General features: G+C 67.0%; 24 protein-coding genes, 1 tRNA gene and 1 pseudogene. 20 read left to right on the top strand and 6 right to left on the bottom strand.

Annotation, left to right across the window (positions count from 1 at the left end; translation table 11 throughout):
• Positions 1-5: 5 nt before the first annotated feature.
• The 9 genes from ACFJI0_RS12360 to ACFJI0_RS12320 all read left to right on the top strand — a co-directional run bounded on the left by ACFJI0_RS12360 (position 6) and on the right by ACFJI0_RS12320 (position 6177).
• Positions 6-332, top strand: a complete 327-nt coding sequence (locus ACFJI0_RS12360) for an integration host factor subunit alpha (protein ID WP_297402608.1) — start codon at positions 6-8, stop codon at positions 330-332.
• Between the two features lie 191 nt (positions 333-523).
• Complete coding sequence (locus ACFJI0_RS12355) at positions 524-976, top strand: MerR family transcriptional regulator (RefSeq protein WP_382325218.1); 453 nt, start codon at positions 524-526, stop codon at positions 974-976.
• Positions 977-1012: 36 nt separating this feature from the next.
• Positions 1013-1089, top strand: a tRNA-Pro gene (locus tag ACFJI0_RS12350).
• A 304-nt stretch (positions 1090-1393) separates the two neighbouring features.
• Positions 1394-1981: a hypothetical protein gene (locus ACFJI0_RS12345; RefSeq protein ID WP_291112896.1), complete on the top strand. Its 588-nt coding sequence runs from the start codon at positions 1394-1396 to the stop codon at positions 1979-1981.
• On the top strand, positions 1978-2271 hold the full coding sequence (locus ACFJI0_RS12340) for an HPr-rel-A system PqqD family peptide chaperone (protein WP_291112898.1): 294 nt from the start codon (positions 1978-1980) through the stop codon (positions 2269-2271). Before ACFJI0_RS12345 ends, ACFJI0_RS12340 begins: the two co-directional genes overlap by 4 nt.
• Positions 2256-3188: an HprK-related kinase A gene (locus ACFJI0_RS12335; RefSeq protein WP_382325215.1), complete on the top strand. Its 933-nt coding sequence runs from the start codon at positions 2256-2258 to the stop codon at positions 3186-3188. Before ACFJI0_RS12340 ends, ACFJI0_RS12335 begins: the two co-directional genes overlap by 16 nt.
• A complete protein-coding gene (locus tag ACFJI0_RS12330; RefSeq protein WP_382325213.1) occupies positions 3185-4291 on the top strand; it encodes a nucleotidyltransferase family protein in 1107 nt (368 codons plus the stop codon). Before ACFJI0_RS12335 ends, ACFJI0_RS12330 begins: the two co-directional genes overlap by 4 nt.
• 32 nt (positions 4292-4323) lie before the next feature.
• On the top strand, positions 4324-5049 hold the full coding sequence (locus tag ACFJI0_RS12325) for a S1C family serine protease (protein WP_382157355.1): 726 nt from the start codon (positions 4324-4326) through the stop codon (positions 5047-5049).
• A 9-nt stretch (positions 5050-5058) separates the two neighbouring features.
• The gene (locus ACFJI0_RS12320; protein WP_382325211.1) at positions 5059-6177 is read left to right on the top strand and encodes an NAD(P)/FAD-dependent oxidoreductase; all 1119 of its coding nucleotides are present in this window, start codon (positions 5059-5061) and stop codon (positions 6175-6177) included.
• On the opposite strand, the gene ACFJI0_RS12315 is transcribed toward ACFJI0_RS12320, so the two are convergent.
• Positions 6178-7263, bottom strand: a complete 1086-nt coding sequence (locus ACFJI0_RS12315) for a quinone-dependent dihydroorotate dehydrogenase (protein WP_382325209.1) — start codon at positions 7261-7263, stop codon at positions 6178-6180.
• Positions 7264-7301: 38 nt separating this feature from the next.
• On the opposite strand from ACFJI0_RS12315, the gene rpiA reads away from it, so the two are divergent.
• Positions 7302-7973 carry a ribose-5-phosphate isomerase RpiA gene (rpiA, locus tag ACFJI0_RS12310; RefSeq protein WP_382325207.1) on the top strand — a complete coding sequence of 224 codons (672 nt, stop codon included), beginning with the start codon at positions 7302-7304 and terminating at the stop codon, positions 7971-7973.
• A gap of 33 nt (positions 7974-8006) precedes the next feature.
• On the opposite strand, the gene ACFJI0_RS12305 is transcribed toward rpiA, so the two are convergent.
• The 3 genes and pseudogenes from ACFJI0_RS12305 to ACFJI0_RS12295 all read right to left on the bottom strand — a co-directional run bounded on the left by ACFJI0_RS12305 (position 8007) and on the right by ACFJI0_RS12295 (position 11333).
• Positions 8007-8666, bottom strand: coding sequence for a DUF4124 domain-containing protein (locus ACFJI0_RS12305; protein ID WP_382325205.1), 660 nt, complete (start codon positions 8664-8666; stop codon positions 8007-8009).
• Positions 8667-8697: 31 nt separating this feature from the next.
• Positions 8698-10780, bottom strand: a pseudogene (locus ACFJI0_RS12300) (M3 family metallopeptidase).
• 76 nt (positions 10781-10856) lie between these two features.
• Positions 10857-11333, bottom strand: a complete 477-nt coding sequence (locus ACFJI0_RS12295; RefSeq protein ID WP_291112915.1) for a YhbY family RNA-binding protein — start codon at positions 11331-11333, stop codon at positions 10857-10859.
• A gap of 44 nt (positions 11334-11377) precedes the next feature.
• Between ACFJI0_RS12295 and ACFJI0_RS12290 the strand changes: the two genes are divergently transcribed.
• The 5 genes from ACFJI0_RS12290 to ACFJI0_RS12270 all read left to right on the top strand — a co-directional run bounded on the left by ACFJI0_RS12290 (position 11378) and on the right by ACFJI0_RS12270 (position 16913).
• Entirely contained in the window at positions 11378-12049 is a 672-nt protein-coding gene (locus tag ACFJI0_RS12290; protein WP_382325203.1) for an RlmE family RNA methyltransferase, read from the top strand.
• Positions 12050-12193: 144 nt separating this feature from the next.
• On the top strand, positions 12194-14113 hold the full coding sequence (gene ftsH / locus ACFJI0_RS12285; protein WP_382325201.1) for an ATP-dependent zinc metalloprotease FtsH: 1920 nt from the start codon (positions 12194-12196) through the stop codon (positions 14111-14113).
• 71 nt (positions 14114-14184) lie between these two features.
• On the top strand, positions 14185-15015 hold the full coding sequence (gene folP, locus ACFJI0_RS12280) for a dihydropteroate synthase (protein ID WP_382325199.1): 831 nt from the start codon (positions 14185-14187) through the stop codon (positions 15013-15015).
• A 66-nt stretch (positions 15016-15081) separates the two neighbouring features.
• Positions 15082-16425 (top strand): phosphoglucosamine mutase, encoded by a 1344-nt coding sequence (glmM, locus tag ACFJI0_RS12275; RefSeq protein WP_382325197.1) that lies wholly within the window; start codon positions 15082-15084, stop codon positions 16423-16425.
• Positions 16422-16913: a GNAT family N-acetyltransferase gene (locus tag ACFJI0_RS12270; protein ID WP_382325195.1), complete on the top strand. Its 492-nt coding sequence runs from the start codon at positions 16422-16424 to the stop codon at positions 16911-16913. Before glmM ends, ACFJI0_RS12270 begins: the two co-directional genes overlap by 4 nt.
• A 4-nt stretch (positions 16914-16917) precedes the next feature.
• Here the strand turns inward: ACFJI0_RS12270 and ACFJI0_RS12265 are convergent, their stop codons facing one another.
• Positions 16918-18120: an exo-beta-N-acetylmuramidase NamZ domain-containing protein gene (locus tag ACFJI0_RS12265; protein WP_382325193.1), complete on the bottom strand. Its 1203-nt coding sequence runs from the start codon at positions 18118-18120 to the stop codon at positions 16918-16920.
• A 747-nt stretch (positions 18121-18867) separates the two neighbouring features.
• On the opposite strand from ACFJI0_RS12265, the gene ACFJI0_RS12260 reads away from it, so the two are divergent.
• The 5 genes from ACFJI0_RS12260 (at position 18868) to ACFJI0_RS12240 (ending at position 24412) form a co-directional block, all read left to right on the top strand.
• The gene (locus ACFJI0_RS12260; protein WP_382157380.1) at positions 18868-19710 is read left to right on the top strand and encodes a GNAT family N-acetyltransferase; all 843 of its coding nucleotides are present in this window, start codon (positions 18868-18870) and stop codon (positions 19708-19710) included.
• Positions 19710-20624 carry a UDP-2,3-diacylglucosamine diphosphatase gene (locus tag ACFJI0_RS12255; protein ID WP_382157382.1) on the top strand — a complete coding sequence of 305 codons (915 nt, stop codon included), beginning with the start codon at positions 19710-19712 and terminating at the stop codon, positions 20622-20624. Before ACFJI0_RS12260 ends, ACFJI0_RS12255 begins: the two co-directional genes overlap by 1 nt.
• Before the next feature lie 30 nt (positions 20625-20654).
• Entirely contained in the window at positions 20655-21755 is a 1101-nt protein-coding gene (locus ACFJI0_RS12250) for a glycosyltransferase family 4 protein (RefSeq protein ID WP_382325191.1), read from the top strand.
• 76 nt (positions 21756-21831) lie between these two features.
• Positions 21832-23910 (top strand): polyphosphate kinase 1, encoded by a 2079-nt coding sequence (gene ppk1 / locus ACFJI0_RS12245; RefSeq protein ID WP_382325189.1) that lies wholly within the window; start codon positions 21832-21834, stop codon positions 23908-23910.
• Between the two features lie 19 nt (positions 23911-23929).
• A complete protein-coding gene (locus tag ACFJI0_RS12240; RefSeq protein ID WP_382325187.1) occupies positions 23930-24412 on the top strand; it encodes a SixA phosphatase family protein in 483 nt (160 codons plus the stop codon).
• Here the strand turns inward: ACFJI0_RS12240 and ACFJI0_RS12235 are convergent, their stop codons facing one another.
• Positions 24413-24904, bottom strand: coding sequence for a hypothetical protein (locus ACFJI0_RS12235; protein ID WP_382325186.1), 492 nt, complete (start codon positions 24902-24904; stop codon positions 24413-24415).
• Positions 24905-24940: the final 36 nt, after the last annotated feature.

Below are 24940 nucleotides of genomic sequence, written 5' to 3'. Positions count from 1 at the left end.
CCCGCATGGAACTCGCTGTGGAAAGCCTGGAAACGCCCGCCCTGACCAAGGCACAGCTCGCGGAGCTGCTGTTCGACCAGATTGGCCTGAACAAGCGCGAATCCAAGGATATGATCGATGCCTTCTTCGATCTGATCACCGACAGCCTGGTGAACGGCACCGATGTGAAGATTTCGGGTTTCGGCAATTTCCAGATCCGCACCAAGGCGCCCAGGCCCGGGCGCAACCCGAGAACGGGTGAGCCCGTGGCGATCGAAGCGCGCCGCGTGGTGACCTTTCACGCCAGTCCCAAGCTCAAGGAACAGGTGCAGACCGCCATCATTGGGGGTTGAGCGCACCCTGGGACGGCAACGGCCGAGCGGCCGCCACTGCGGTCTTCACAACACAAAACGCCCCGATTTGGGGCGTTTTTGTTGGCGGGCGGGGCCGTTGCAACATTTCACACGGAAATGTTCACCATGCCGTGCACACACGCACCAGTTAGAGTAGATTTCAAGGTTCGGTCCGTACCGCCTTGATTTTCATGGAAAAAACGCTTCCACCCATTCCCGCCAAACGCTACTTCACCATTGGTGAAGTGGGCGAGCTGTGTGGCGTCAAGCCGCACGTGCTGCGGTACTGGGAGCAGGAGTTCACGCAGCTCAGACCCATGAAGCGGCGCGGCAATCGCCGTTATTACCAGCACCATGAGGTGTTGATGATCCGCCGCATCCGCGAGCTTCTGTACGACCAGGGGTTCACCATCAGCGGTGCACGCAACAAGCTGCAGGAAATCGTTCAGGCCGAGCGCGACAAGCGCCGCAACGAGGAAGATGAAGCCATCGATGTGATCGACCTCGATGAAGTCGTTCATGGTGACGTGGTGATCCCCTTGATCGAAGCCGAGTACCCCGTGCACACCGGTTCAGGCGGCCTCCTGCACGACGTTCGGCGTGAACTGCTTGAAATTCGTGAGCTTCTGAGGCCCTCTGCCTGATTTGCCCTCATTTGGACGCTATAATTTGAGGCTTGTCGGCGTGTAGCGCAGCCTGGTAGCGCACTTGCATGGGGTGCAAGGGGTCGCGAGTTCGAATCCCGCCACGCCGACCATTTTTACGAAAGCCCGGAATCGAAAGATTCCGGGCTTTTCTGTTTTTTGTCCCTGCGGAAAAACCGAATCCCAAGAAAATCAAAACGCTTTGCGCGCTTGTTGAGAAAGTGCTGTCAAATCGTCACACGGGTCTGACAGAATTCTCCCCATTTTGAGGGAGCGCCAAACCGGCAATATGTCCGCTTTTGACCCGTATTTGCTTACTTTTTGTTGCGCGTGGTCTATACTTACGCTACCAAAGGCTCAAGCACCCATTGGGCTTCCATCCGCACCTGGGCCTGTCTTGCAAGAGAGGTAAACAAGATGATCGATTCTTCCACTCCGTCTCAGCAACCCGCTTCTGGCGTGTCGCGTCGCCGTCTGGTGCGCGCAGGCCTGTCGGCTGCTCCTGTGATGGCCGCCTTGAAGAGCAACAGCGTGCTGGCTGGTGACCATACCTGCATCCGCCCGTCGTCGTTCTCGTCGCTGGCCGCTGCGCACATGAAGGTCAGCCAGGGGCGCGCGATCAAGACCGACTACGAATGCAAGTCGCATGGCTACTGGAAGAACAGCGAAGCGGGCCTGGCCACGAAGTTCAAGGAAACGAAGTTCCTGTCCACGACCACGGGCTTCACGCGCGATCCCGGCAACGTCTACGGCAAGATGACGATCCAGGAAGTGCTCGACCAGGGCGGCAACCGCAACAACGCGGCATTGGCGCGCCATGTGGCGGCCGCTTTCCTGACGGCCACCGCATTCAACAACGACTCGACGCGCGTGCTCTTGACCAAGAGCCAGTGCCGCGCGATCTGGAATGGTCAAGGTGTGTGGTCGCCCTTTGCGGGGACGACCTGGACGCTGTCGCAGACGATGGCCTACTTTGACATGATCTACGGTCCAGCCTTCCTGTGACCCTGGCTCAGGCTCAGGTCAACTTCGGTTGTGCCCGGGCCGATCATTTCGCGATTCAGCATTGGCCGGATGGTGTGGTCGTGTACGACGACGCCAGCGGCAGTCTCCACGCGCTGACGCCCATCGCTGGCGAGGCGTTTGGCCTGATCCAGGCTGGGCAGGCCCGCGATGCCCAAAGCCTCGCCCAAGCCATGGGCCTTGTCGAGCCCGCGGCCGAGGAACTGGACATGCTGCAGTCCTTGCTTGTGCAATTCGAGTCCATGGGTCTGGTCGAGTGCACGCAGGGGTAAGGTCCACGCAGGCGCTGGCCGCACTCCCTCCAGCGGAACTGGCGCACCGCCTGTGTTCCGACGGTCTCTTTCTGCGCGTCCCCCCCTTTGTCATGCACATCCGCAGCCCCATTCCGGTGGTCGCGCAGGGCTTGCAGGCGCTCTATCCCGACCATGAGGTGTTGACGGGGGAAGACGTTTTTGCCGACTTCCACGTGAAGGTGAAGCCCAAGCGCCACCTGCTCAAGACGGTCTGTGTGTTCGAGATGGACGGCTTCCAGCCGTTCACGCCCCTGGCGTACGGCGAGGCGTTCGCGTTTCTGGAGTGGGGCATGAACTGGTGCGTGACCAGTTATTGCCACACCTGGATCACGATCCATTCGGCGGTGCTGGAGCGGGGCGGGCGGGTGCTCGTCCTGCCAGCGCCACCGGGCTCGGGCAAGAGCACGCTGTGCGCGGCCCTCATGCTGAGTGGCTGGCGTCTGTTGTCCGACGAAATGGCCTTGCTCGATCCGGCGTCGGGCCTGGTGACTCCGTCGCCGCGCCCGGTGAGCCTGAAGAACGAGTCGATCGAGGTCATCCGGCAACGGGCGCCCAATGCGAACTTCGGCCCCGTGGCCCGGGACACGATGAAGGGCACGGTGGCCCACATGCGCATTTCACCGGACAGCCTCGCGCGCGCAGACCAGCCGGCCCGGCCGGCCTGGGTGATCTTCCCCCAGTTCAAGCGAGAGGCCCCGCTGACCGTGGAAGCGCGTCCCAAGCCCAGCGCGCTGGTGGAGCTCGCGTCCAACAGTTTCAACCACCACGTGCATGGGCGTGCTGGCTTTCAAGCCTTGGCGGCGCTGGTGGACGAGTGCGGCTGCCATGACTTGCAATACGGCCACCTCGACGAGGCCATCGCCTGGTTCGAGGCCCTCGCCGCCACACCCGCATGACGCTGCCCCGCATCGATACCCTCGTGGCGGCCCTGAAACGGCCGGACAGCCTGGGCGCCTTGGGCCCAGGCGCCTGGGATCTGCTCATTCGTCAGGCCCGTCAGGCCGACGTGCTCGCCCGCATCGGCAGCGGTGCCCAGGCCTCGGGCGACTGGGATGATTTGCCGGCGGCGCCCCGACGGCATCTTGGCTCGGCCATGGCGCTGGCGGCCCGACAGCACACCGAGCTGCGCTACGAGGTGGTCGAGATTGCGCGCGCGCTGGAGCCCATGGGTTTGCCGGCGGTGCTGCTCAAGGGCGCGGCCTACACCATGGCCGGGCTGGATGCCTCGCGGGGCCGCATGGTGTCGGACGTGGACATCCTGGTGCCCAGGCAGCGCCTGGCGGAGGTGGAGTCGGCGCTGATGATGGGTGGATGGGTGTCCATGAACCGAGACGCCTACGACCAGCGCTACTACCGCACCTGGATGCACGAGCTGCCGCCGCTCAAGCACATGAAGCGTGGCACGGTGCTCGATGTCCACCACGCCATCATGCCGCTGACGGCTCGGCTCAAGCCCGACTCCGGCCTTCTGCTGGCCAGTGCCCGGCCGGTGGGTGACGATCCGCGGATCCAGGTGCTGTGCCCGGCCGACATGGTGCTGCACAGCGCGGCGCACCTGTTCCACGAGGGCGATCTGGAGCTGGGTCTTCGGGGTCTGGTCGATCTGGAGGCGTTGCTGCGTGAGTTCGCCGCGAATCCGGACTTCTGGCCCGAATTGCTTGCGCGGGCTCGCGCCTTGCAACTGGAATGGCCGCTGCACCAGGCCTTGCGCTATGTCGGCCTGCTGCTCGATGCGCCCATCCCCCCGGCGGTGACCGAGGCGCTGCGCGCCAGCCCCGGTGTGCGCATGGCGCCCTGGCGCCAGCGCATGATGGATGCGCTCTTCCTGCGCGCCTTGCGCCCCGCCCATGCGTCGGCATCGGATGCATGGACGCCCACCGCCCGGTTCGTCCTGTACCTGCGCGGTCATTGGCTGCGCATGCCGCCGGTCATGTTGATATGGCATCTGTTGCGCAAGCTGGTCAAATCGATGCGGGCCGAGCCCGTGGACGCGAAATGAAACGACGCCTTTTCCATGCTTTGGGCCTCGGGATGATCGCTCTCCTGGGCGGGGCCGGCGCCTGGGCGGGGTTGGCCGACACGGTGGTGCGCGTGAAGCCGTCGGTGGTGCTGGTCGGCACGTTCAGGACCACGGACAACCCGCGGTTTCAACTGCGGGGCGCGGGCTTTCTGGTCGCGCGCGGTGATCTGGTGGTGACCAATGCCCATGTGCTGCCGTCGGAGGCCGACGAGGCGTCGCTGGTGGTCCAGGTGCGCGTGGGGCAAGGCGATTGGCAGATGCGCACGGCCACGGTGCTGGAGACCGATGTGGCGCGCGACCTGACGCTGCTGCGCGTGTCGGGCGCGCCCGGGCCCGCGCTCAAGATCGGCGATTCCCGGCGCGTGAGAGAGGGCGATGACCTGGCCTTCATGGGTTTTCCGATTGGAGGCTCATTGGGGTTCTCGCACGTCACGCACCGCGCGACCGTGTCCACCATCACCTCGGCGGCGTTGCCCAGCCCGTCGGCAGAGCGGCTGCGCGAGCAAGCCATCCGCAGCCTGCGCAATGGCACTTTCGACATCTTCCAGCTCGACGCCACGGCCTACCCGGGCAACAGCGGCGGGCCTTTGTTCGATCCGGACACGGGCGAGGTGATGGGGGTGATGAACATGGTGCTCATCAAGAACACGCGCGAGTCGGCGCTGAGCCAGCCCTCCGGCATCTCGTATGCCATTCCCGCGCGTTATGTGCAGGAACTGGTGGATCGCCACCGCTGAGGCCTTCCCATGAGCGCTGCGATCGAACAGGTCGATGCCCTGGTGGTGGGCGCCGGTGTGGTGGGGCTCGCCGTGGCGCGTGCCCTGGCGCTGGCGGGGCGCGAGGTGATGGTGCTCGAGAGCGAGGCCGACATCGGCACGGGCACGAGTTCGCGCAACAGCGAGGTCATTCACGCCGGTATCTACTACCCGGCGGGCTCGCTCAAGGCGCAACTCTGCGTTCAGGGCAAGCAGGCCCTGTACGCCTATTGCGCGGAGCGGGGCATTGCCCATCAGCGTTGCGGAAAGCTGATCGTGGCCAACACGGCTTCGCAGCTGGCGGCGTTGCCATCGATCATCGAGAAGGCCCGCGCGAACGGGGTGCACGACCTGCGGCTGCTCAACCGCGAGCAGGCGCGTGAACTCGAACCAGAACTGGAGTGCCTGGGCGCGGTGCATTCACCTTCCACGGGCATCGTGGACAGCCATGGCCTCATGCTCTCGCTGCAAGGCGATCTGGAGCACGCGGGCGGCATGGTGGTGTGCCACGCGCAGGTGGATCTCCTTGCCGCGACCGATGTCGGCATCGACGTGCAGACCCGCGACGGCACGCGCCTGCGGGCGCGCACGGTGATCAATGCCGCCGGGCTCGGCGCCTGCGATCTGGCCCTGCGCGTCCGCGGACTGGCGGCCGACCACGTGCCCAGGGCCTGGTTCGCCAAGGGAAACTACTTCACCTTGTCGGGCCGATCCCCTTTTGAGCATCTGATCTACCCCGCGCCCGAGCCGGACAAGCACCTGGCCGGTCTGGGCGTGCACCTCACGCTGGATCTGGGTGGACAGGCCAAGTTCGGGCCGGACGTGCAGTGGGTCGATCGGGCCGACGACCTGCAGGTGGACCCGGCCCGGGGTGAGGCGTTCTATGCGGAGGTCCGCCGCTACTGGCCCGGCCTGCCCGAAGGTGCCTTGCAGCCGGGCTATGCGGGCATGCGGCCCAAGATCAGCGGGCCGCATGAGCCGGCGGCCGACTTCGTGATCCAGGGGCCGGCGGTGCATGGGGTGCCGGGGCTGGTCAACCTGTTCGGCATCGAGTCCCCGGGCCTGACCAGTTGCCTGGCCATCGCGGACCAGGTGGTTGCGTTGGCCTGATCAGCTGTCGGCCAGGGCCTGGATTGCCCGCGCCGATTCCCAGACCAGGGAGGGGCCCTGGTAGATCAGGCCGGTGTAGATCTGCACGATGTTGGCACCCGACTGGATCTTGCTCACCGCATCGTCCGCGCTCATCACGCCGCCCACGCCCACGATGGGAAAGCTCTTGCCCAGGCAGGCGCGCAGCTGGCGGATCACGCGGTTGCTGGCCTGCAGCACGGGGGCGCCCGACAGGCCCCCGGTTTCCTGGGCGTGCGGCAGGCCCGCGACCGCTTCGCGGCTCAATGTGGTGTTGGTCGCGATCACGCCGAAGGCGCTGGTGCGCACGCCATCGCTGTCGGCGCCGTAGCGCATCAGCGTGGTGGCGATGATCTCGACCTGCGTTTCGTCCAGGTCCGGCGCGATCTTCACGAACACCGGGATGCGGCGTCCATGGCGCTGTGCCAGCAGCTCGCGCCGCTCCGCGACGGCGCCGAGCAGGGCGTCCAGGGCCTCATCGCTCTGCAGGCTGCGCAGGTTCTGCGTGTTGGGGCTGGAGATGTTGACGGTGACGTAGTCGGCGTGGGGGTAGACCCCATCGAGGCAGATCAGGTAGTCGTCGATCGCGCGCTCGATCGGCGTGCTGGCGTTCTTGCCGATGTTCAGGCCCAGCAGCATGGGGCTCACGCCCTTCTGTTGGCGAAAGCGCGCCTGTTTCACGTTGGCGATGAACGCGTCCAAGCCTTCGTTGTTGAAACCCAGGCGGTTGATCAGCGCCTGGGCCTTGGGCAGGCGGAACATGCGGGGCTTGGGGTTGCCGGCCTGGGCCTTGGGCGTGACGGTGCCCACCTCCACGAAGCCGAAACCCATGGCGGCCAGGCCGTCGATGCAGCGCGCGTTCTTGTCCAGCCCGGCGGCCAGTCCCACGCGGTTGGGGAACTGCAGACCTGCCAGCGTGTACGGGTCGTGCACCCGAGGTTCGCCATACAGGCAGGTCAGCGGCGAATGCTGCAGCCGGGCGATGGAGCCCAGGGTGAGTTCGTGGGCGGCTTCGGGGTCCAGACCGAACAGAAAGGGGCGTGCGACAGCGTAGGGAAGAAGCGACATTGGATAATCCGACTTGTTGTTCCAACCGATTGTCTCAAATGACCCAAGACGAACTCAAAGCCCTGGTGGGCCAGGCCGCCCTGCAATACGTGACCCCGGGCGACATCGTGGGGGTCGGCACCGGCTCGACCGTCAACAAGTTCATCGACGCGCTGGCCGGCATGAAGGACCAGATCCCGGGCGCCGTGTCGAGCTCGGAGGCGTCCACCGCGCGCCTGAAGGCGCTGGGCATCCCGGTCTTCGAGGCCAATGCCGTGGGCGAACTCTCGGTCTACATCGACGGCGCGGACGAGATCGACGGCCAGGGCCACATGGTCAAAGGCGGCGGCGCCGCGCTCACGCGGGAGAAGATCGTGGCCGCGCAATCGCGCCGCTTCGTCTGCATCGCCGACGACTCCAAGCTGGTGAAGGTGCTGGGCCGCTTCCCCTTGCCGGTGGAGGTGATTCCCATGGCGACGGCCCGGGTGGTGCGCCAGTTCGCGCAGATGAGCGGTACCGCCCAGGTGCGGATGAAGGATGGCGCTCCCCTGGTCACCGACAACGGCCAGCACATCCTGGATGTGACCGGCCTGCAGATCACCGACCCGCTGGCGTTCGAGAGCCAGGTCAACCAATGGCCGGGCGTGGTGACGGTGGGGGTGTTCGCCCACCAGAAGGCAGGCGTGTGCCTGCTGGGCACGCCGGATGGCGTGAAGACGCTGACGTTCTGAGAGAGTGGGCCGCCGCCGAAGGCGGCCCGGTGATCAGAAACGGATGCCGGCGGGGTTCTGCGGGGGCGGCGTCACGGGCACTTCGGCCGGTGCGGAGGGCGCTGCGGGTTGCTCGCGCGTGGCAGAAGACGCACCTGCCGCTTCAGCAGGCCGCGCCGTTGCCACCAGAGGCGTGGCGGCCGGGCGGCGGTAGCTGGAGGGCAGGGCGGATTGCTTGGGGTAACCGGCGGCGTCCAGGAACTGCGACCACTCGGTGTCCGAATAGCCCTTGATCTGCTGGCTGCCGATGGTCAGGAACGGCAGAGAGGCCTCGCCGCTGAGCCGCTTGAGCGCTTCAGCATCCTGTGGCGTCTCGACCGTCTTCTCGCTGTAGGGAATGCCACGCGCATTGAGCAGGTTGCGCCCGCTGTTGCACGGTGCGCAGTCGCGACCGGTGTAGAGCGTGACCGGGTAGCGGCTGCTGGTCTGGCGCAGTTCAAAGGGCAATTGGGCGCTTGCGCCGGCGGAGACGCCCGCCGCCGTGCCGCCCACGGGCCGTGCCGGGGTGGTCGCCGGCGGTGGTTGGTCGGAGTAGGTGACCTTGCCATCCGGCCCCACGATCCGGTAGACGCCTTGCGCGAGCACGGGTGCGGCGAGCAGGCCGTACAGCACGGCCAGGGCAAGCAGTCGGGGCGCGGGGCAACGGGCGTTCATGGCGGTTCCTATCGGCAGGCCACGGGACAAATCAAGCCATGCCCTGGTGGCGCAGCAGGGCGTCGATGCTCGGCTCGCGGCCTCGGAAGGCCTTGAACGATTCCATGGCCGGGCGGCTGCCGCCGGCTTCCAGGATCGCCTGACGATAGCGGCGCCCCGTGGCGACGTCCAGCGTGCTGTGCGCGATTTTGCAGCGCCGCTTCCTCGAAGGCGGCGTAGGCATCGGCCGACAGCACTTCGGCCCATTTGTAGCTGTAGTAGCCTGCGGAGTAACCGCCGGCGAAGATGTGGCTGAAGGTGTGCGGCGTGCGGCTGTAGGCCGGCGGTTGCAGCACGGCCACTTCGTCGCGCACCTGTTGCTGCAGCGCCAGAATGGCCGCACCACTGGCGGCGGGCTCGGGCAGGCTGTGCAGCAGCATGTCGAACAGCGAGAACTCCACCTGGCGCAGCGTCTGCAGGCCGCTCTGGTAGTTCTTGGCGGCCAGCATCTTGTCGAACAGCGCGCGCGGCAGCGGCTCGCCGGTGTCCACGTGGGCCGTCATGTGCTTGAGCACATCCCACTCCCAGCAGAAGTTCTCCATGAACTGGCTGGGCAGCTCGACCGCGTCCCACTCAACGCCGCTGATGCCGGAGACATCGCGCTCGTTCACTTTCGTGAGCATGTGGTGCAGGCCGTGGCCGAACTCGTGGAACAGGGTGATGACGTCGTCGTGCGTGAGCAGCGCGGGCTTGCCGTTCACCCCCTCGGCGAAGTTGCAGACCAGGTGCGCCACCGGCGTTTGCAGCACGCCCGTGTCGGGTCGCAGCCAGCGCGCGCGCACATCGTCCATCCAGGCGCCGCCCCGCTTGCCGGTGCGGGCGGCCGGGTCCAGGTAGAACTGCCCGACCAGCTCGGTGCCCTGAGGCCCCGAGCGCTCGATGCGGTAGAACGCCACGCCCGGGTTCCACACGGGTGCCTGGTCGGGGCGGATCGCCACCTCGAACAGGGTCTCGACGATCTGGAACAGACCGGCCAGCACCTTGGGGGCGGTGAAATAGGGTTTGACTTCCTGCTCGCTGAAGGCGTAGCGCGCTTCCTTGAGCTTCTCGCCGATGTAGGGCCAGTCCCAGGCCTGGGGATCGTTCAGGCCGAGTTCGGTGGCCGCGAATTCGCGCAGGTCGGCCAGGTCTTTCTCGGCGTGGGGCCGGGCCTTAGCGGCGAGGTCGCGCAGGAAGGCGATCACCTGCTCGGGCGATTCGGCCATCTTGGGCACCAGCGACACGTCGGCGTAATGGCGGTAGCCCAGCAGGCGGGCCTCTTCGTGGCGCAAGGCGAGCAGCTCGCCCATGATCGCGGTGTTGTCGAACTTGGTCGCCTCGCCAGCGGCCTGATCGCTGGCGCGGGTGGCGTAGGCGCGGTAGAGCTTCTCGCGCAGCGGGCTGCTGTGGGCGAACTGCATCACCGGCAGGTAGCAGGGCATCTTCAGCGTGAGCTTGTGGCCGGTCTTGCCGTCGGCCTGGGCCGCCGCGGCGGTGGCCTGGAGCACGTCGTCGGGCACGCCGGCCATCTCGTCGGCCGTGGCGATCAGCGAAAAGGCGTCGGTGGCGTCCAATGCGTTTTCGCTGAACTTCTGGGCCAGTTCGGCCTGGCGTTCCTGCAGCCAGGCAAAGCGGGCCTTGGCCTCACCTTCCAGGGCCGCGCCACCCAGCACGAAGCCGCGCATGGCGTTGTGGTGGGCCTGGGCCTGTTCGGCATTGAGGGTGGCGGGGTCCATGGCCTTGTACTTGGCGTACAGGCGCTCGTCGGCACCCAACCGCGTCCAGAACTCGGTGACCTTGGGCAGCGCCTCGTTGTAGGCGGCTCGCAACTCGGGGGTGTCGGCCACGCTGTTGAGGTGGCTCACCGCGCCCCAGGCGCGCGACAGGCGCTCCGCAGGCACGTCCAGCGTGAGGGAAATCCGGGCCCAATCGTTGGGAAAACTGGGTGCCGTGACCTCTTCCAGCGCGGTGCTCGCCGCCTGCAGCAGCAGGTCCATCGCGGGCCCCACCGCCGCGGGCGTGATCGCATCGAAGCAGGGCAGGTCGCTGAAGTCGAGCAGGGGATTGAGGGTGGCTGGGGCGGTTCGGTCGTTCATGCGTTCTCAGATGTGGCGGTATGAGGGAAGTTCAAGGCGCGGCCCTGCACGAACGGGGAGCCAGAGGCTATCGCGCCTATTGGGATTGCGCGCTCTTCTTCACGCTCTTTTTCATGACCTTGGCGCGCTTGACCTGGCCACCGGGCGTGAGGCGCTGGTTGCCCAGCACGCGCACCACCTTGACCTCGGGGCGCTGGCCGCCGCGCTTGCTGAATTTCAGCACCTTGACGTCGCGCGGGCCCGGCTTGCGGTCCTCGTCGACGACTTTTTCCTTTTCCGGCATGGGGCGCCAGAGCACCAGCAGCTTGCCGATGTGCTGGATCGGCGCAGCGTCCAGCTCGTCGGCCAGGGTCTGGAGCATGGCTTCGCGGGCGGTGCGGTCGTCGTTGAGCACCCGGATCTTGATCAGGCCGTGGGCCTTGAGCGCGGCATCGGCTTCTTTCTTCACCGAGGCGCTCAGACCGTCACCCCCGATGTGGACGACGGGATCGAGGTGGTGGGCCTCGGCTCGGTGGACTTTGCGCTGGGCGGGGGTGAGTGTGATCTGGGGCATGGGACAATTATCGTTTACACAGACCCCAGGCGTCCCTCATGGGCATGAAAGTCAAAACACAGAGCAAGAAGGTCAACAAGGCCTGGCTCAACCAGCACGTTAACGACCCGTACGTGCGCCTGGCGCAGAAGGATGGCTACCGTGCGCGGGCGGCCTACAAGCTGCAGGAAATCGATGAAACGCTGGGGCTGGTGCGGCCCGGACAGGCGGTTGTCGATCTGGGCTCCACGCCCGGGGCCTGGAGCCAATACCTGCGCCGCCGGCTCAGCCCGAACGGGGCGGCCGTGGGCGAATTGCACGGCACCATCGTCGCGCTGGACATGCTGCCCATGGACGCGGTGGAAGGCGTGCACTTCATCCAGGGCGATTTTCGCGAGGCGGCGGTGCTGGCTGAGCTGGAGCAGTCCCTGGTGGACCGGGGTGTGCAGCAGGTCGATCTGGTGGTGTCGGACATGGCGCCCAACCTCTCGGGCATCGGCATGACCGACGCCGCCCGGATCTCCGATCTGGTCGAACTCGCGGTGGATTTTGCCGTTCATCACCTCAAACCCGACGGTGCGCTGGTGGTCAAACTGTTCCATGGCGGGGCCTATGACCCCATGGTGGCGCTGTTTCGCGAGACCTTTCGCACGGTCAAGGCGGTCAAACCCAAGGCCTCCCGGGACAAATCCTCGGAAACCTTCCTGGTGGGACTGGGTCTCAAAAAGGTCGGTTGAGGGGCTTGACGCCCTGGCGCCATTGAAAAATGCCAACCCTTTGATTGACATTGCCACGTCATGCCCCAGGGGCATGGGGGCTTGAAAGTCCTAGAATGGGAAACATATGAGCTTGTCAGTCACTATCGTCTCCAGGAGCTGCACTTGAACAACCAGTGGTTTTCGAAAATCGCCGTGTGGATGGTCATCGCCATGGTGCTTTTCACCGTCTTCAAGCAGTTCGACACGCGCTCCGCGGCGGGTTCGGGTTACATGGGGTATTCCGAGTTCCTCGACGAGGTCAAAGCCCAGCGCATCAAGAGCGCCACCATCCAGGAAGGCCAGGGCGGCACCGAAATCGTGGCCATCACGCAGGACGACCGTCGCGTGCGCACCACCGCCACCTACCTCGACCGCGGCCTGGTGGGCGACCTGATCAACAACAACGTCAAGTTCGACGTGCGTCCGCGCGAAGAGAGTTCGCTGCTCATGACCCTGCTGGTCAGCTGGGGACCGATGCTGCTGCTGATCGGCGTCTGGATCTACTTCATGCGACAGATGCAGGGCGGCGGCAAGGGCGGGGCGTTCAGCTTCGGCAAGAGCAAGGCCCGCATGCTCGACGAGAACAACAACACCGTGACCTTCGCCGACGTGGCGGGTTGCGACGAGGCCAAGGAAGAAGTCAAGGAAGTCGTGGACTTCCTGAAAGACCCGGCCAAGTTCCAGAAGCTGGGTGGGCGCATTCCGCGTGGTCTGTTGCTGGTCGGCCCGCCGGGCACCGGCAAGACGCTGCTGGCCAAGGGCATTGCCGGTGAAGCCAAGGTGCCGTTCTTCAGCATCTCGGGTTCCGACTTCGTGGAAATGTTCGTCGGCGTGGGCGCGGCCCGCGTGCGCGACATGTTCGAGAACGCCAAGAAGAACGCGCCCTGCATCATCTTCATCGATGAAATCGACGCCGTGGGCCGCCAGCGTGGCGCGGGCCTGGGCGGTGGCAACGACGAACGCGAACAGACCCTCAACCAGATGCTGGTGGAGATGGACGGTTTCGAGACCAACCTGGGCGTGATCGTGGTCGCCGCGACCAACCGCCCGGACATTCTGGACGCCGCCTTGCTGCGCCCGGGCCGCTTCGACCGCCAGGTCTATGTGACGCTGCCCGACATCCGCGGCCGCGAGCAGATCCTGAACGTGCACATGCGCAAGGTGCCGCTGGGCACCGACGTGAACGCCAGCGTGATCGCGCGTGGCACGCCGGGCATGAGCGGTGCCGATCTGGCCAATCTCTGCAACGAAGCCGCCCTGATGGCCGCGCGCCGCAACGCGCGCGTGGTGGAGATGCAGGACTTCGAGAAGGCCAAGGACAAGATCTTCATGGGCCCCGAGCGCAAGAGCATGGTCATGCCCGAGGAAGAGCGCCGCAACACGGCGTACCACGAGTCGGGCCACGCGCTGATCGGCAAGCTGCTGCCCAAGTGCGACCCGGTGCACAAGGTCACCATCATCCCGCGCGGCCGCGCGCTGGGCGTGACCATGAGCCTGCCCGCGCAGGACCGCTACAGCTACGACAAGGACTACATGCTGAACCAGATCAGCATGCTGTTCGGTGGCCGCATCGCCGAAGAAGTGTTCATGAACCAGATGACCACCGGCGCTTCGAACGACTTCGAGCGCGCGACCACCATCGCCCGCGACATGGTGATGCGCTACGGCATGACCGACGCGCTGGGCCCGATGGTCTACGCCGAGAACGAAGGCGAAGTGTTCCTGGGCCGTTCGGTGACCAAGACCACCAACATGAGCGAGTCCACCATGCAGAAGGTGGACGCCGAGGTGCGCCGCATCATCGACGCCCAGTACAAGCTGGCGCGCGACCTGATCGAGCAGCACAGCGACAAGATGCACGCCATCGCCACCGCGCTGCTGGAATGGGAAACCATCGACGCCGACCAGATCGACGACATCATGGCCGGCAAGCCACCGCGCCCGCCGAAGGACTGGACGCCGCGCAACCCCTCGGTGGGTGGTGGTGGTGGCAGCGGAGGCACCCCGGCGGTGACCACCGACCCCACACCCTCGGCCGCCTGAGCGGCGCGGATTCTTCATGCACATACGGGGCTTCGGCCCCGTTGTCGTTTCTACCGTTCTTTTGTTTTCCCATGCGCTGGCAAACCACCCGTTTCGATATCGACCTCACGAGCCCGCGCGTCATGGGCATCGTCAACGTCACGCCCGATTCGTTTTCCGATGGCGGGCTGCATGCCGGCACAGCCGCTGCGCTGCGGCATTGCGAGCAGTTGCTGAAGGAGGGCGCCCACATCCTGGACATCGGCGGTGAATCGACGCGCCCGGGCAGCCCGGCGGTGCCGCTGGAGGAGGAACTGGCGCGCGTGCTGCCCGTGGTCCGGGAGGCGGTGCGCCTGGACGTGCCGGTCTCGGTGGACACCTACAAGCCCGAGGTGATGCGGGCGGTGCTCGACGCGGGGGCTGACATCGTCAACGACATCTGGGCCCTGCGGCGCGGTGATGCGCTGCAGGCGGTGGCGGCGCACCCGCGCTGCGGCGTTTGCCTGATGCACATGCACCGCGATCCCCAGACCATGCAGGTGGCCCCCATGGACGGCGACGTGTTGCCCGACGTGCTCGCCTTCCTGGCCGAACGAGCCGGCGCGCTGATAGCGAACGGCGTGGCGCGCGAGCGCATCGTGCTCGACCCCGGCATCGGTTTTGGCAAGACCGTGGCCCAGAACCTGAGCCTGCTGGCCCGCCAGGCGGAGTTGCTGCCCCTGGGTTATGCCCTGCTGGCCGGCTGGTCGCGCAAGTCCACACTGGGTGCGGTCACCGGCCACGAGCGGCCCGCCGACCGCGCGGCAGCCAGTGTGGCTGCGGCCTTGCTGGCGGTGGAGCGCGGTGCGCGCGTGGTGCGTGTGCACGACGTGCGTGACACGGTGGACGCGCTCAAGGTCTGGCAGGCATTGCAAATCAGCTGACCGTCAGGGCCGCCCGCGATAATGCGGGGACCCGAATCCCACAACAAGAGAGAGGACAGGAGCAACATGGCCCGCAAATACTTTGGCACCGACGGCATCCGAGGCACCGTCGGGCAGGCCCCCATCACCCCCGATTTTGTGTTGCGCCTGGCGCATGCCGTGGGACGCGTGTTGCGGCGCACCGAGGCACACCCCACCGTGCTGATCGGCAAGGACACGCGCATTTCCGGCTACATGCTGGAGTCGGCGCTCGAATCGGGTTTCAACTCGGCGGGGGTGGACGTGGTGCTGCTCGGCCCGGTGCCCACGCCCGCGGTGGCTTACCTCACGCGGGCGCAGCGCGCCAGCCTGGGGGTGGTCATTTCGGCCAGCCACAACCCGTTTGCCGACAACGGCATCAAGTTCTTCAGCGCCCAGGGCGCCAAGCTGCCGGACGACTGGGAGCTGGCGGTCGAGGCCGCGCTGGAAGAGCCACCTGTGTGGGTGGAATCGGCCTTGCTGGGCAAGGCGCGCCGGCTGGACGACGCGGCCGGCCGCTACATCGAATTCTGCAAGAGCACCTGCGCCTACCACCTCACGCTCAAGGGCCTAAAGATCGTGGTGGATGGCGCCAATGGGGCGGCTTACCAGATCGCGCCCGCCGTGTTCCACGAGCTGGGTGCCGAGGTCATCAAGATCGGTTGTTCTCCCGATGGCCTGAACATCAACCACCACGTGGGTGCCACCCACCCGCAGGCCTTGCTGGAGGCCGTGAAGGCCCACGGCGCCGACTACGGCATCGCGCTCGATGGCGATGCCGACCGCATCCAGATGGTCGATGCCCAGGGCCGCCTCTACAACGGCGACGAGCTGCTGTACCTGATCGTGGCGGACCGCATCGCGCGCGACCAAGACGTGCCGGGTGTGGTGGGCACGCTCATGACCAACATGGCGGTGGAGGTCGCGCTCAAGTCGCGCGGCGTGAAGTTCGTGCGCGCCAAGGTGGGCGACCGGTACGTGCTGGAAGAACTCGAGCGCCATGGCTGGATCCTGGGCGGCGAAGGATCCGGCCACCTGCTGGTGCTGGACCGCCACACCACCGGCGACGGCCTGGTGTCGGCCCTGCAGGTGCTGCACGCCTGCGTCGACAGCGGCAAGACCATGGCCCAGTTGCTGGCCGACGTGACGCTGTTCCCGCAGACCCTGATCAACGTGCGGCTCAAGCCCGGTCAGGACTGGAAGACCAACACCTTCCTGGACGAGGAGACGCGCGCGGTGGAGGCCGAACTGGCCGACAGCGGCCGCGTGCTGATCCGCGCCAGTGGCACCGAGCCCCTGCTGCGCGTGATGGTGGAAGCGCGCGACGCCAAGCAGGCCCAGGCCTGCGCGGAGCGTCTGGCCGCCGCGGTGCAGGCACAGGTGCCGGCGTGACCACGGCCGACATCACCACGCTGCGCGCCGACTACGCCAACCCCGCGCACGCGGCGGCGCTGGTCCTGCTGCTCGATGCCTACGCCAGCGATCCTGCGGGTGGTGGGCAGGGGTTGTCGGCCTTTGCCAAAGCGAACCTGGTGGCCAGCCTGGCGGCGCGGCCGCAGGCCTACAGCGTGCTGGCCTTTGACGGCGGGCAAGCGGTGGGCCTGGTGAATTGCATCGAAGGCTTTTCCACCTTCGCCTGCAAGCCGCTGGTGAACGTGCACGACGTGGCCGTGCTGGCCAGCCACCGGGGTCGCGGCATTGCCGAGCAGATGCTGGCCCAGGCCGAGTTGATCGCGCGCGAGCGCGGCGCGGTGAAGCTCACGCTGGAGGTGCTGTCCGGCAACCAGCCCGCCATGCGCCTCTACGAGCGCATCGGTTTTGCCGGTTACCAGCTCGACCCGGCCATGGGCAGCGCCCAGTTCCTGCAGAAATGGCTCTGAGCGCTCAGTAGAGCAGGTGGGGCCGGCGCGCGTCGGCCCAGGCGGCTTCGTCGGCCGCCGCCGTGGCGTCCAGCACATCGGGCGCTGCCGACACATCGTCCACCCACTCGCGCAACAGCGGCCCGCCGTTGATGAGGTCGATCGCCAGCCGGTCGTGCTCGTACTCGTAGGCGAAATCCCGCCACAGCGGGTAGTCCGGCGCCTGCAGCCGCAAAGCCCGGAACGCCAGCGCCTGCAGGCGCCAGGGCTTGAAGGCCGCGTGGTCGTAGTGCGTCGGGTCCTCCACATGGATCTGCACGCCCGCGCACAGCTGGCCCACGTGCTTGTGGAAGGTGGGCTCGAAGAAACACTCGCGCAAGACGCAGCCCCTGATCCACTGCGGAGCCAGGCCCTGCATGTCGGAGACCAGGCGGCGGGTGTCGATGCCGGGCGCACCGAAGAGCTCCAGGGGCCGCGTGGTGCCCCGGCCCTCGCTGAGCGTGGTGCCCTCGAGCATCACGGTGCCGGCGTAGGCGCGCGCCATCGACAGGTTGGCCGCGTTCGGGCTGGGGTTGACCCAGGTGCGGCCTTCGGGCCAGCCGAACTCCGGTGCCGCCTCGGGCTGCCAGCCGGCCATGGTGATCACGCGGTACTCCAGCTGCAGGCCGAGCGTGGCGATGAACCAGTGGCCCAGCTCGCCCATGGTCATGCCATGGCGCATGGGCATGGGACCGGCGCCCACGAAGCTTTCCCAGCCTTCGCGCAGCGTGAGGCCTTCGATGGGGCGGCCCGCCGGGTTGGGGCGGTCGAGCACCCACACCGCCTTGCCGTGCCGCGCGGCGGCCTCCAGCACATAGCGCAGCGTGGTGATGAAGGTGTAGATGCGGCAGCCGAGGTCCTGCAGGTCGACCAGCAGCACGTCGAAGTTGTCCATCATGGCGTCGGTTGGCCGCCGCACCGTGCCGTAGAGGCTGAACACCGGGATGCCCAGCCGGGGGTCGTTGAAGTCGGGCGACTCGACCATGTTGTCCTGCTTGTCGCCGCGCAGGCCGTGTTGCGGGCCGAAGGCGGCGCTGAGCCGGACGTCGGGCAGGGCGGCCAGGGCGTCCAGCGAATGCGTCAGGTCGCGCGTGACCGAGGCCGGGTGCGCGAGCAGGGCCACGCGCCGGTCTTTCAAGGGGGCGCGCAGGGCAGGGTCTTGCAGGAAACGTTCGATGCCGAATTGCATGGGGTCTTGGTTCAGGGCAGGGGTGCGGCCAGCCGCAGGGCGCGGCCGTCGGGGTGGTGGAAGTCGGGGCGTTCGTTCGGGTGGTGCAGCGCCCGAGTAGCTCAGATTGCGCATTGCGCTCCTCGATCACGGCGCACAGGCCCAGGCACAGCGCGGAAGGGCTGCGGGGCAGGGCGGCGGCCGGCAGGCGCGCGGTGAGCGTGAGGGCGCGCGGCGTGGTGTGGGCCAGGGGGGGGCGCAGCAACGCGCGGTCGCGGGCTTCGGCCGCCTCATCGCGCTGGCGTTCGGATGAAAACCGGTAGGCGGCCCACTCGCTCGACGGCGAGAAATTGAACTCGCGGTAGGCGGCCTCGCCGTCGGCGGCCACGAAGGCCTCCAGGCAGGTGTGCCGCCACAGGCCGTCGGTGGGCACGGGCGCGGCTGGTGCCGGGATGCGCAAGGCCGTGGTGTCCCCCCGCAGCGCGTAGCGCAGCCGCAAGCCATCGGCGTGGACGCGGACCTCCACCGACACCGTCAGCACCACACCACTGGGCGTGGCGGGGTGGCAGCGCAACTGCGCACGGAGGGGGGCGGGGTTGGGGTTCACAGCTCCGTATTCTGGCAGGCCCTCTGGGGGTGGGCCGTTGTCACCAAAACTTCATGCGATTGCCATGCGGGAGACACCCGTGGTTCGCACACTGCCTGTTCATGACCACAGCTTCACTCAACTCCGCGCCCCTGGTGGGCGCACTGACCCAGGAGCCCGCCATGAAAGAACTGCCCACCCCCACGCTGGACCTTTCGCCGGTCTCGTTGCCACGGGGGTCACTTCATCCCCGCCCGCTTTTCTCGCCAGCGCCGCAGCCCGTCAGCGGTGGCATCGCCGTCTCCTGGGCGCGGCATCTGGACGAGGTTCGTGAAGCGCAAAGGCTGAGGTTCGACGTGTTCGCCACCGAGATGGGCGCGCGCCTGCCGCAGCAGGTGCCCGGCCACGACGTGGACCTGTTCGACGATTTCTGCGAACACCTGCTGGTGCGCGATGCCACCACCCAGCGCGTGATCGGCACCTACCGCGTGCTGACCCCGGCCCAGGCCAAGCGCGTGGGCAGCACCTACAGCGACACCGAATTCGACCTGACCCGCCTGCGCGCCGTGCGCGAGCGCATGGTCGAACTGGGCCGCAGCTGCGTGCACCCCGATCACCGCCACGGTGGCGTGATCATGGCGCTGTGGGGCGCGCTGGCCGAGTTCATGGTGCGCAACCAGCTCGACACCATGATCGGCTGCGCCAGCATCCCGATGCAGCACGAAGGCCCGCACGGCATGGTGGGCGGGGGCCATGCGGCGGCCAGCATCTGGCGGCAGGTGAAGGCGACGCACCTGGCCCCCATCGACTGCCACGTGCGGCCCCGCCTGCCACTGCCGATCGAGCAGCTCGACGACACACTCGACGTGGAGCCGCCCGCGCTGATCAAGGGCTACCTGCGCCTGGGCGCCAAGGTGCTGGGCCCTCCAGCCTGGGACCCGGACTTCAACGCGGCCGATCTGCCCATGCTGATGCGCATCTCGGACCTGCCGGCGCGCTACCGCAAGCATTTCCTGGGGGCCTGATGCGAGCCGCGCTCGACGTTCTGGGCGGTTGGGCGGTGAAGTCCGGCCTGCCGCAGGCGGGCGGCGTCTGGGCCGCCGGTGGCGGCAGCGACGACGACGCTCAGGAGCCTTCCGAACGTGCCCGCTACCGGGCCGTTTTCATTTCCGACCTGCACCTGGGCACCGCGGGTTGCCAGGCGCGGCCTCTGCTCGATTTCCTCAAGCACCACCCCAGCCACACCCTGTATCTGGTGGGCGACATCATCGACGGCTGGCAACTGCGCCGCAAATGGTATTGGCCGCAGGCGCACAACGACGTGGTGCAGAAGCTGCTGCGGCGCTCGCGCAAGGGCTGCCGGGTGGTGTTCGTGCCGGGCAACCACGACGAATTCGCGCGCCAGTTCGATGGCCACAACTTCGGCGGCATCGAGGTCGCGAACGAGGCGGTTCACACCACGGCCGACGGCCAGCGCCTGTGGGTGGTGCACGGTGACCACTTCGACGGCGTGATCCAGTGCGCCAAGTGGCTGGCCTACCTGGGCGACAACGCCTACGAACTCACGCTGCGCCTGAACCGCCACCTCAATTCGCTGCGCGCGCGCCTGGGCCTGCCCTACTGGTCGCTCTCGCAGTACCTCAAGCACAAGGTCAAGAGCGCGCTGAACTACGTGACCGACTTCGAGCGCGCGGTGGCGGCCGAAGCCCGCTCGCGCGGCTACCAGGGCGTCGTCTGCGGCCACATCCACCGGGCGGAAATGCGGCACATCGACGGCACGCTGTACTGCAACGACGGTGACTGGGTGGAGAGCCTGACCGCGCTGGTGGAGCATCTGGATGGCCGCCTCGAGCTGGTGCACTGGAGCGAGCAGGCCACAACGCCGCTGTCCCACGAGGAGCGGTCGCCAGAACCGCAGACCGAGGGCCAACCGTCCTGAGTCGGCTTGCGCCAGGGGGAGACGCATCGCATGAAAATCCTGATCGTGACCGACGCCTGGCAACCCCAGGTCAACGGCGTGGTGACCACGCTTGTGGAACTGGCGCGGCAGCTGCAGGCCAGCGACCACGAGGTGGTGGTGATCCACCCGGGCCAGTTCCGCACGCGGCCTTGCCCTGGTTATGCAGGCATCGACGTCGCGCTGTTTCCCGGCCGCCGCATGCGCGAATTGATCAACGCGGCCGAACCGGACGCGATCCACATCGCCACCGAAGGCCCGCTGGGCTGGGCCGCGCGGCGCCACTGCCTGCGGCGCAAACTGGCGTTCACCACCGCCTTCCACACCAAGTTTCCCGAGATCCTGCACGCGGCCCTGGGCGTCCCCGTGTCGTGGGGGTACGCGCTGTGTCGCCGCTTTCACCGCCCCAGCAGCGGCGTGATGGTGCCCACGCAGGGCGTGCTCGACATGCTCAAGGCGCGGGGTTTTCGCGAATTGCGCGCCTGGACGCACGGCGTGGACACGCGCCTTTTTTCGCTGACGGACCCTCCCACCAGCTATGCGCCGCTGGGGCCGCTGGCGCACCCCGTCAGCCTGTTCGTGGGCCGCCTGTCCTACGAGAAGAACATCGATGCCTTCCTGCGCATGGACCTGCCGGGCAGCAAGGTGGTGTGCGGTGTGGGGCCGTTGACCTCGGCGTTGCGCCAGCGCTACCCGAATGTGCATTGGCTCGGGGTGCTGCCCCGCCATGAGCTGGCGCAGGTGTACGCCGCGGCGGACGTGTTCGTGTTTCCCAGTCGCAGCGAGACCTTTGGCCTGGTGATGCTCGAGGCCATGGCTTGTGGCGTGCCGGTGGCCGCCTACCCGGTGGACGGCCCCCTGCAGGTGATTGGCAACAGCGGGGCCGGTGCCCTGCGCGACGATCTGCGCGAGGCCTGGAAGGACGCGCTCAAGGTCAAACGCCACGAAGCGCGGGATCGCGCCCTCCAGTTCGGATGGGGGCGGGCGGCGACGCTGTTCGTGTCCCACCTCAGCGTCCTGCCCCGGCCCCGCCGACCGAGGTCCGCGGTTCGCGCCATGAAGGAGGTGGATGGCACGGTACTGTCACACAAACGTCATCCAATCGTTGAATAATCGACACATGGTGCGCCAGGGATCACCGGCCGGGAGCGGCGGGCAGCAGGCGAACCCTTCGATTCCAGCGGCATCCATGAGCGGCAACACCCTGCATCAGAAGCTACCCCTCCTCGATCGCGATCACAGCATCCTCGCCTTCAACGAACGCGTGATGGACTGGGCGCGCCGGGCCGACGTGCCGTTGCTGGAGCGCCTGCGCTACTTGAGCATCGTCTCCAGCAACCTGGACGAGTTCTTCGAAGTCCGCGTGGCGCCCCACCTGACGGCGGCCCGGGCCAACGAACAGCGCGGCCCCTTCACCTCGCTGTCCTACGAACAGCTCTCGGACAAGGTGCATTCGCTGGTCGCCCAGCAATACGCCATCTACAACGACGAGTTGCTGCCGCTGCTGGAGAAGAAGGGCATCAAGCTGATCTCGCACGGCGAGCGCAATCCGCGCCAGCGCCGCTGGGTCAAGGAGTTCTTCATCAAGGAAGTGCAGCCGCTGCTGATGCCGGTGGGGCTGGACCCGGCCCATCCGTTCCCGCAGGTGGCGAACAAGTCGCTCAACTTCATCGTGCGCCTCACGGGCAAGGACGCTTTCGGCCGCGAGAACGAGATCGCCATCGTGAAGGTGCCGCGCATCCTGCCGCGCTTCTTCCGCATGCCTCCGGTCAAGGGCTCCAAGCAGACGCACTTCGTCTCCATCTCCAGCCTGATCCGTTCGCACCTGAACGACCTGTTTCCCGGGCGCCAGGTCACCGAGTTTTCCCAGTTCCGTGTCACCCGCCATTCCGATCTGGCGGTGGACGAGGAAGAAGTGAAGAACCTGCGCACCGCTTTGCGCAAGGGCTTGCAGCAGCGCCACTATGGCCAGGCCCTGCGGCTGGAGGTCTCGGCCGGCTGCTCGATCCACCTCTCCAACTTCCTGCTGGAGCAGTTCGCGCTGACCGAGCGGGCGCTGTACCGCGTGCCCGGCCCGGTCAACCTCGTGCGGCTGAACCAGCTGATCGACCAGGTCGAAGCACCCGCGCTGCGCTTCGAGACCTACAGCGCGGGCTGGCCGGCCCAGCTCACACCCGGGCAGTCGTACTTCGAGCGCCTGCGGCAGGGCGACGTGCTCATCCACCAGCCCTTCGAGAGTTTCGATGCGGTGCTGGGCTTCCTGCGCGAAGCGGTGGAAGACCCCGACGTGCTGGCCATCAAGCAGACCATCTACCGCACGGGCGCCAAGTCGGAGCTGATGAACCTGCTGCGCGAAGCCGTGCGCCGTGGCAAGGAAGTGACGGCGGTGGTGGAACTCAAGGCGCGCTTCGACGAAGAGGCCAACATCAACTACGCCGAACGGCTGGAGTCGGTGGGTGCCCAGGTGGTCTATGGCGTGGTGGGCCTCAAGACGCACGCCAAGATGCTGCTGGTCACGCGCCGCGAGGCCACGGGCCTGCGCCGCTACGCGCACCTGTCCACCGGCAACTACAACCCCGGCACGGCGCGCCTCTACACCGACCTGAGCTACCTCACGGCCGATGACGCGCTCACCGCCGACCTGGAGCAGATCTTTCTGCACCTGGCGAGCCAGAACCGCCTGCCCAAGCTCAACAAGGCCCTGATCGCGCCGTTCCATCTTCACAAGGCCATGCTCGACAAGGTGGAGGCCGCAGGTGCCGCCGCCAAGGCCGGGCAGGACGCGCGCATCGTTCTGAAGATGAACGCCCTGACCGACGAGCCGATGGCGCGTGCGTTGGCCGTGGCCTCCCAGCAGGGTGTGAAGATCGACCTGATCGTGCGCGGCGCCTGCATCCTGCCCGCGCAGGTGCCGGGCTTCACCGACAACGTGCACGTGCGCTCGGTGATCGGGCGCCTGCTGGAGCATTCCCGGGTGTTCTACTTCCGCACCGGCGAGGTGGAGGAGCTCTGGCTCTCCAGCGCCGACTGGATGAACCGCAACATGCTGCGGCGCATCGAACTCGCGTGGCCCGTGACCGACAGCGCGCTGCGCCATCGCATCATCGACGAGTGCCTGCAGGCCTACCTGCACGACACCAAGGACGCCTGGCTGCTGCGGCCGGACGGCAGCTACGTGCCGGCCGGGGCCAACGGCAACGGCCGGGGCCGCATCACCTTGCATTCGGCGCAGGCCAGCCTGATGGCCCTGTATGGCAGCAAAGGCTGACGACATGGAAAACCGGACCATGGACCTGATTCTGTGGCGGCATGCCGAGGCGCACGACCACCCCGAGCCATTGACCGGGCGACCCGGTGATCCCCAGGATCTGGCGCGCCGGCTGACCCCGCGCGGCGAAAAACAGGCCACCCGCATGGCCGCCTGGCTGGATCGGCAACTGCCCGATGGCGCCCGCATCTGGAGCAGCCCGGCGGTGCGCTGTGAAGAGACGGTGCTGGCGCTGGGCCGCAAGTACAAGCTGCGCGACGACCTCTCACCCGACGGCGACCCGCTGGCCTTGCTGGAGCTGGTGCAATGGCCCTACGGCAAGTCGCCGGTGGTGGTGGTCGGCCATCAGCCCACGCTGGGGCGCGTGGTGGCCCGCCTGCTGGGCCTGACCGAAGAGGCCTGTTCGGTGAAGAAGGGCGCCGTGTGGTGGCTGCGCCACCGCGAGCGCGATGGCGTGGGCCAGACCGTGGTGGTCACGGTGCAGACGCCCGAGCTGATCTGATCAGACGGCTTTTTTGGCGGGTGCCGCGCGGCGGACCACCGGGCGCTTGACGGCGGCCTTGGGTGCGGGGGCCGATTTTTTTGCGCTTGCTTTCTTGGCCACGGGCTTGGCGGCAGGGGATGCCGCCTTGGCCGCAGGCTGGGCGACGGCGGGTGCGGCCGGCTTGGCAATCGCCTTGGTCGCGGGTTTCGCGGCCTTTTTGGCGGTGGGCTTTGCCGCGGGCTTGGTGGCGGCCGGCTTGTCGGTCACCGTCGGGCGGCCCGTCTTGAGCGTGGGCACGGCAGCGAGGGCCACCTTGTAGGCCGCGTCGTTCAGGCCTTGCAACACCATCAACCCAGCGCGCAGCAGTTCGCTTTTCTTGACGCTGGAGCCCAGTGCGATCGCACGGGTCTTGAGCTGGTCGATGGCGGCGAACTCGGTCTTGGGGATGGTGAAGCTGTCGCGCACCAGCTTGGGTTTCTTGGGGCTGGTTTTGTTGCTCTGACTGGCCATGAATGCACTCCGGGGATGACAAAAGGGGCCGGAGTA

Origin of the sequence: Hydrogenophaga sp. UC242_53 (genome assembly GCF_042696965.1) — a bacterium.
Classification (GTDB): Bacteria; Pseudomonadota; Gammaproteobacteria; order Burkholderiales; family Burkholderiaceae_C; genus Hydrogenophaga.
This window is presented reverse-complemented; position numbering and strand designations above follow the sequence as displayed.

What these genes read in the sequence shown, in the direction of transcription:
- ACFJI0_RS12255 (WP_382157382.1), top strand. Translation starts at nt 19,710, where the DNA reads ATGCGAGCCGCGCTCGACGTTCTGGGCGGTTGGGCGGTGAAGTCCGGC.
- ACFJI0_RS12240 (WP_382325187.1), top strand. Translation starts at nt 23,930, where the DNA reads ATGGACCTGATTCTGTGGCGGCATGCCGAGGCGCACGACCACCCCGAG.
- ACFJI0_RS12330 (WP_382325213.1), top strand. Translation starts at nt 3,185, where the DNA reads ATGACGCTGCCCCGCATCGATACCCTCGTGGCGGCCCTGAAACGGCCG.
- ACFJI0_RS12235 (WP_382325186.1), bottom strand. Translation starts at nt 24,904, where the DNA reads ATGGCCAGTCAGAGCAACAAAACCAGCCCCAAGAAACCCAAGCTGGTG.
- glmM (WP_382325197.1), top strand. Translation starts at nt 15,082, where the DNA reads ATGGCCCGCAAATACTTTGGCACCGACGGCATCCGAGGCACCGTCGGG.
- ACFJI0_RS12290 (WP_382325203.1), top strand. Translation starts at nt 11,378, where the DNA reads ATGAAAGTCAAAACACAGAGCAAGAAGGTCAACAAGGCCTGGCTCAAC.
- ACFJI0_RS12305 (WP_382325205.1), bottom strand. Translation starts at nt 8,666, where the DNA reads ATGAACGCCCGTTGCCCCGCGCCCCGACTGCTTGCCCTGGCCGTGCTG.
- ACFJI0_RS12250 (WP_382325191.1), top strand. Translation starts at nt 20,655, where the DNA reads ATGAAAATCCTGATCGTGACCGACGCCTGGCAACCCCAGGTCAACGGC.
- ACFJI0_RS12345 (WP_291112896.1), top strand. Translation starts at nt 1,394, where the DNA reads ATGATCGATTCTTCCACTCCGTCTCAGCAACCCGCTTCTGGCGTGTCG.
- ppk1 (WP_382325189.1), top strand. Translation starts at nt 21,832, where the DNA reads ATGAGCGGCAACACCCTGCATCAGAAGCTACCCCTCCTCGATCGCGAT.
- ACFJI0_RS12355 (WP_382325218.1), top strand. Translation starts at nt 524, where the DNA reads ATGGAAAAAACGCTTCCACCCATTCCCGCCAAACGCTACTTCACCATT.
- ACFJI0_RS12295 (WP_291112915.1), bottom strand. Translation starts at nt 11,333, where the DNA reads ATGCCCCAGATCACACTCACCCCCGCCCAGCGCAAAGTCCACCGAGCC.
- ACFJI0_RS12265 (WP_382325193.1), bottom strand. Translation starts at nt 18,120, where the DNA reads ATGCAATTCGGCATCGAACGTTTCCTGCAAGACCCTGCCCTGCGCGCC.
- folP (WP_382325199.1), top strand. Translation starts at nt 14,185, where the DNA reads ATGCGCTGGCAAACCACCCGTTTCGATATCGACCTCACGAGCCCGCGC.
- ACFJI0_RS12320 (WP_382325211.1), top strand. Translation starts at nt 5,059, where the DNA reads ATGAGCGCTGCGATCGAACAGGTCGATGCCCTGGTGGTGGGCGCCGGT.
- ACFJI0_RS12315 (WP_382325209.1), bottom strand. Translation starts at nt 7,263, where the DNA reads ATGTCGCTTCTTCCCTACGCTGTCGCACGCCCCTTTCTGTTCGGTCTG.
- rpiA (WP_382325207.1), top strand. Translation starts at nt 7,302, where the DNA reads ATGACCCAAGACGAACTCAAAGCCCTGGTGGGCCAGGCCGCCCTGCAA.
- ACFJI0_RS12325 (WP_382157355.1), top strand. Translation starts at nt 4,324, where the DNA reads ATGATCGCTCTCCTGGGCGGGGCCGGCGCCTGGGCGGGGTTGGCCGAC.
- ACFJI0_RS12360 (WP_297402608.1), top strand. Translation starts at nt 6, where the DNA reads ATGGAACTCGCTGTGGAAAGCCTGGAAACGCCCGCCCTGACCAAGGCA.
- ACFJI0_RS12260 (WP_382157380.1), top strand. Translation starts at nt 18,868, where the DNA reads ATGAAAGAACTGCCCACCCCCACGCTGGACCTTTCGCCGGTCTCGTTG.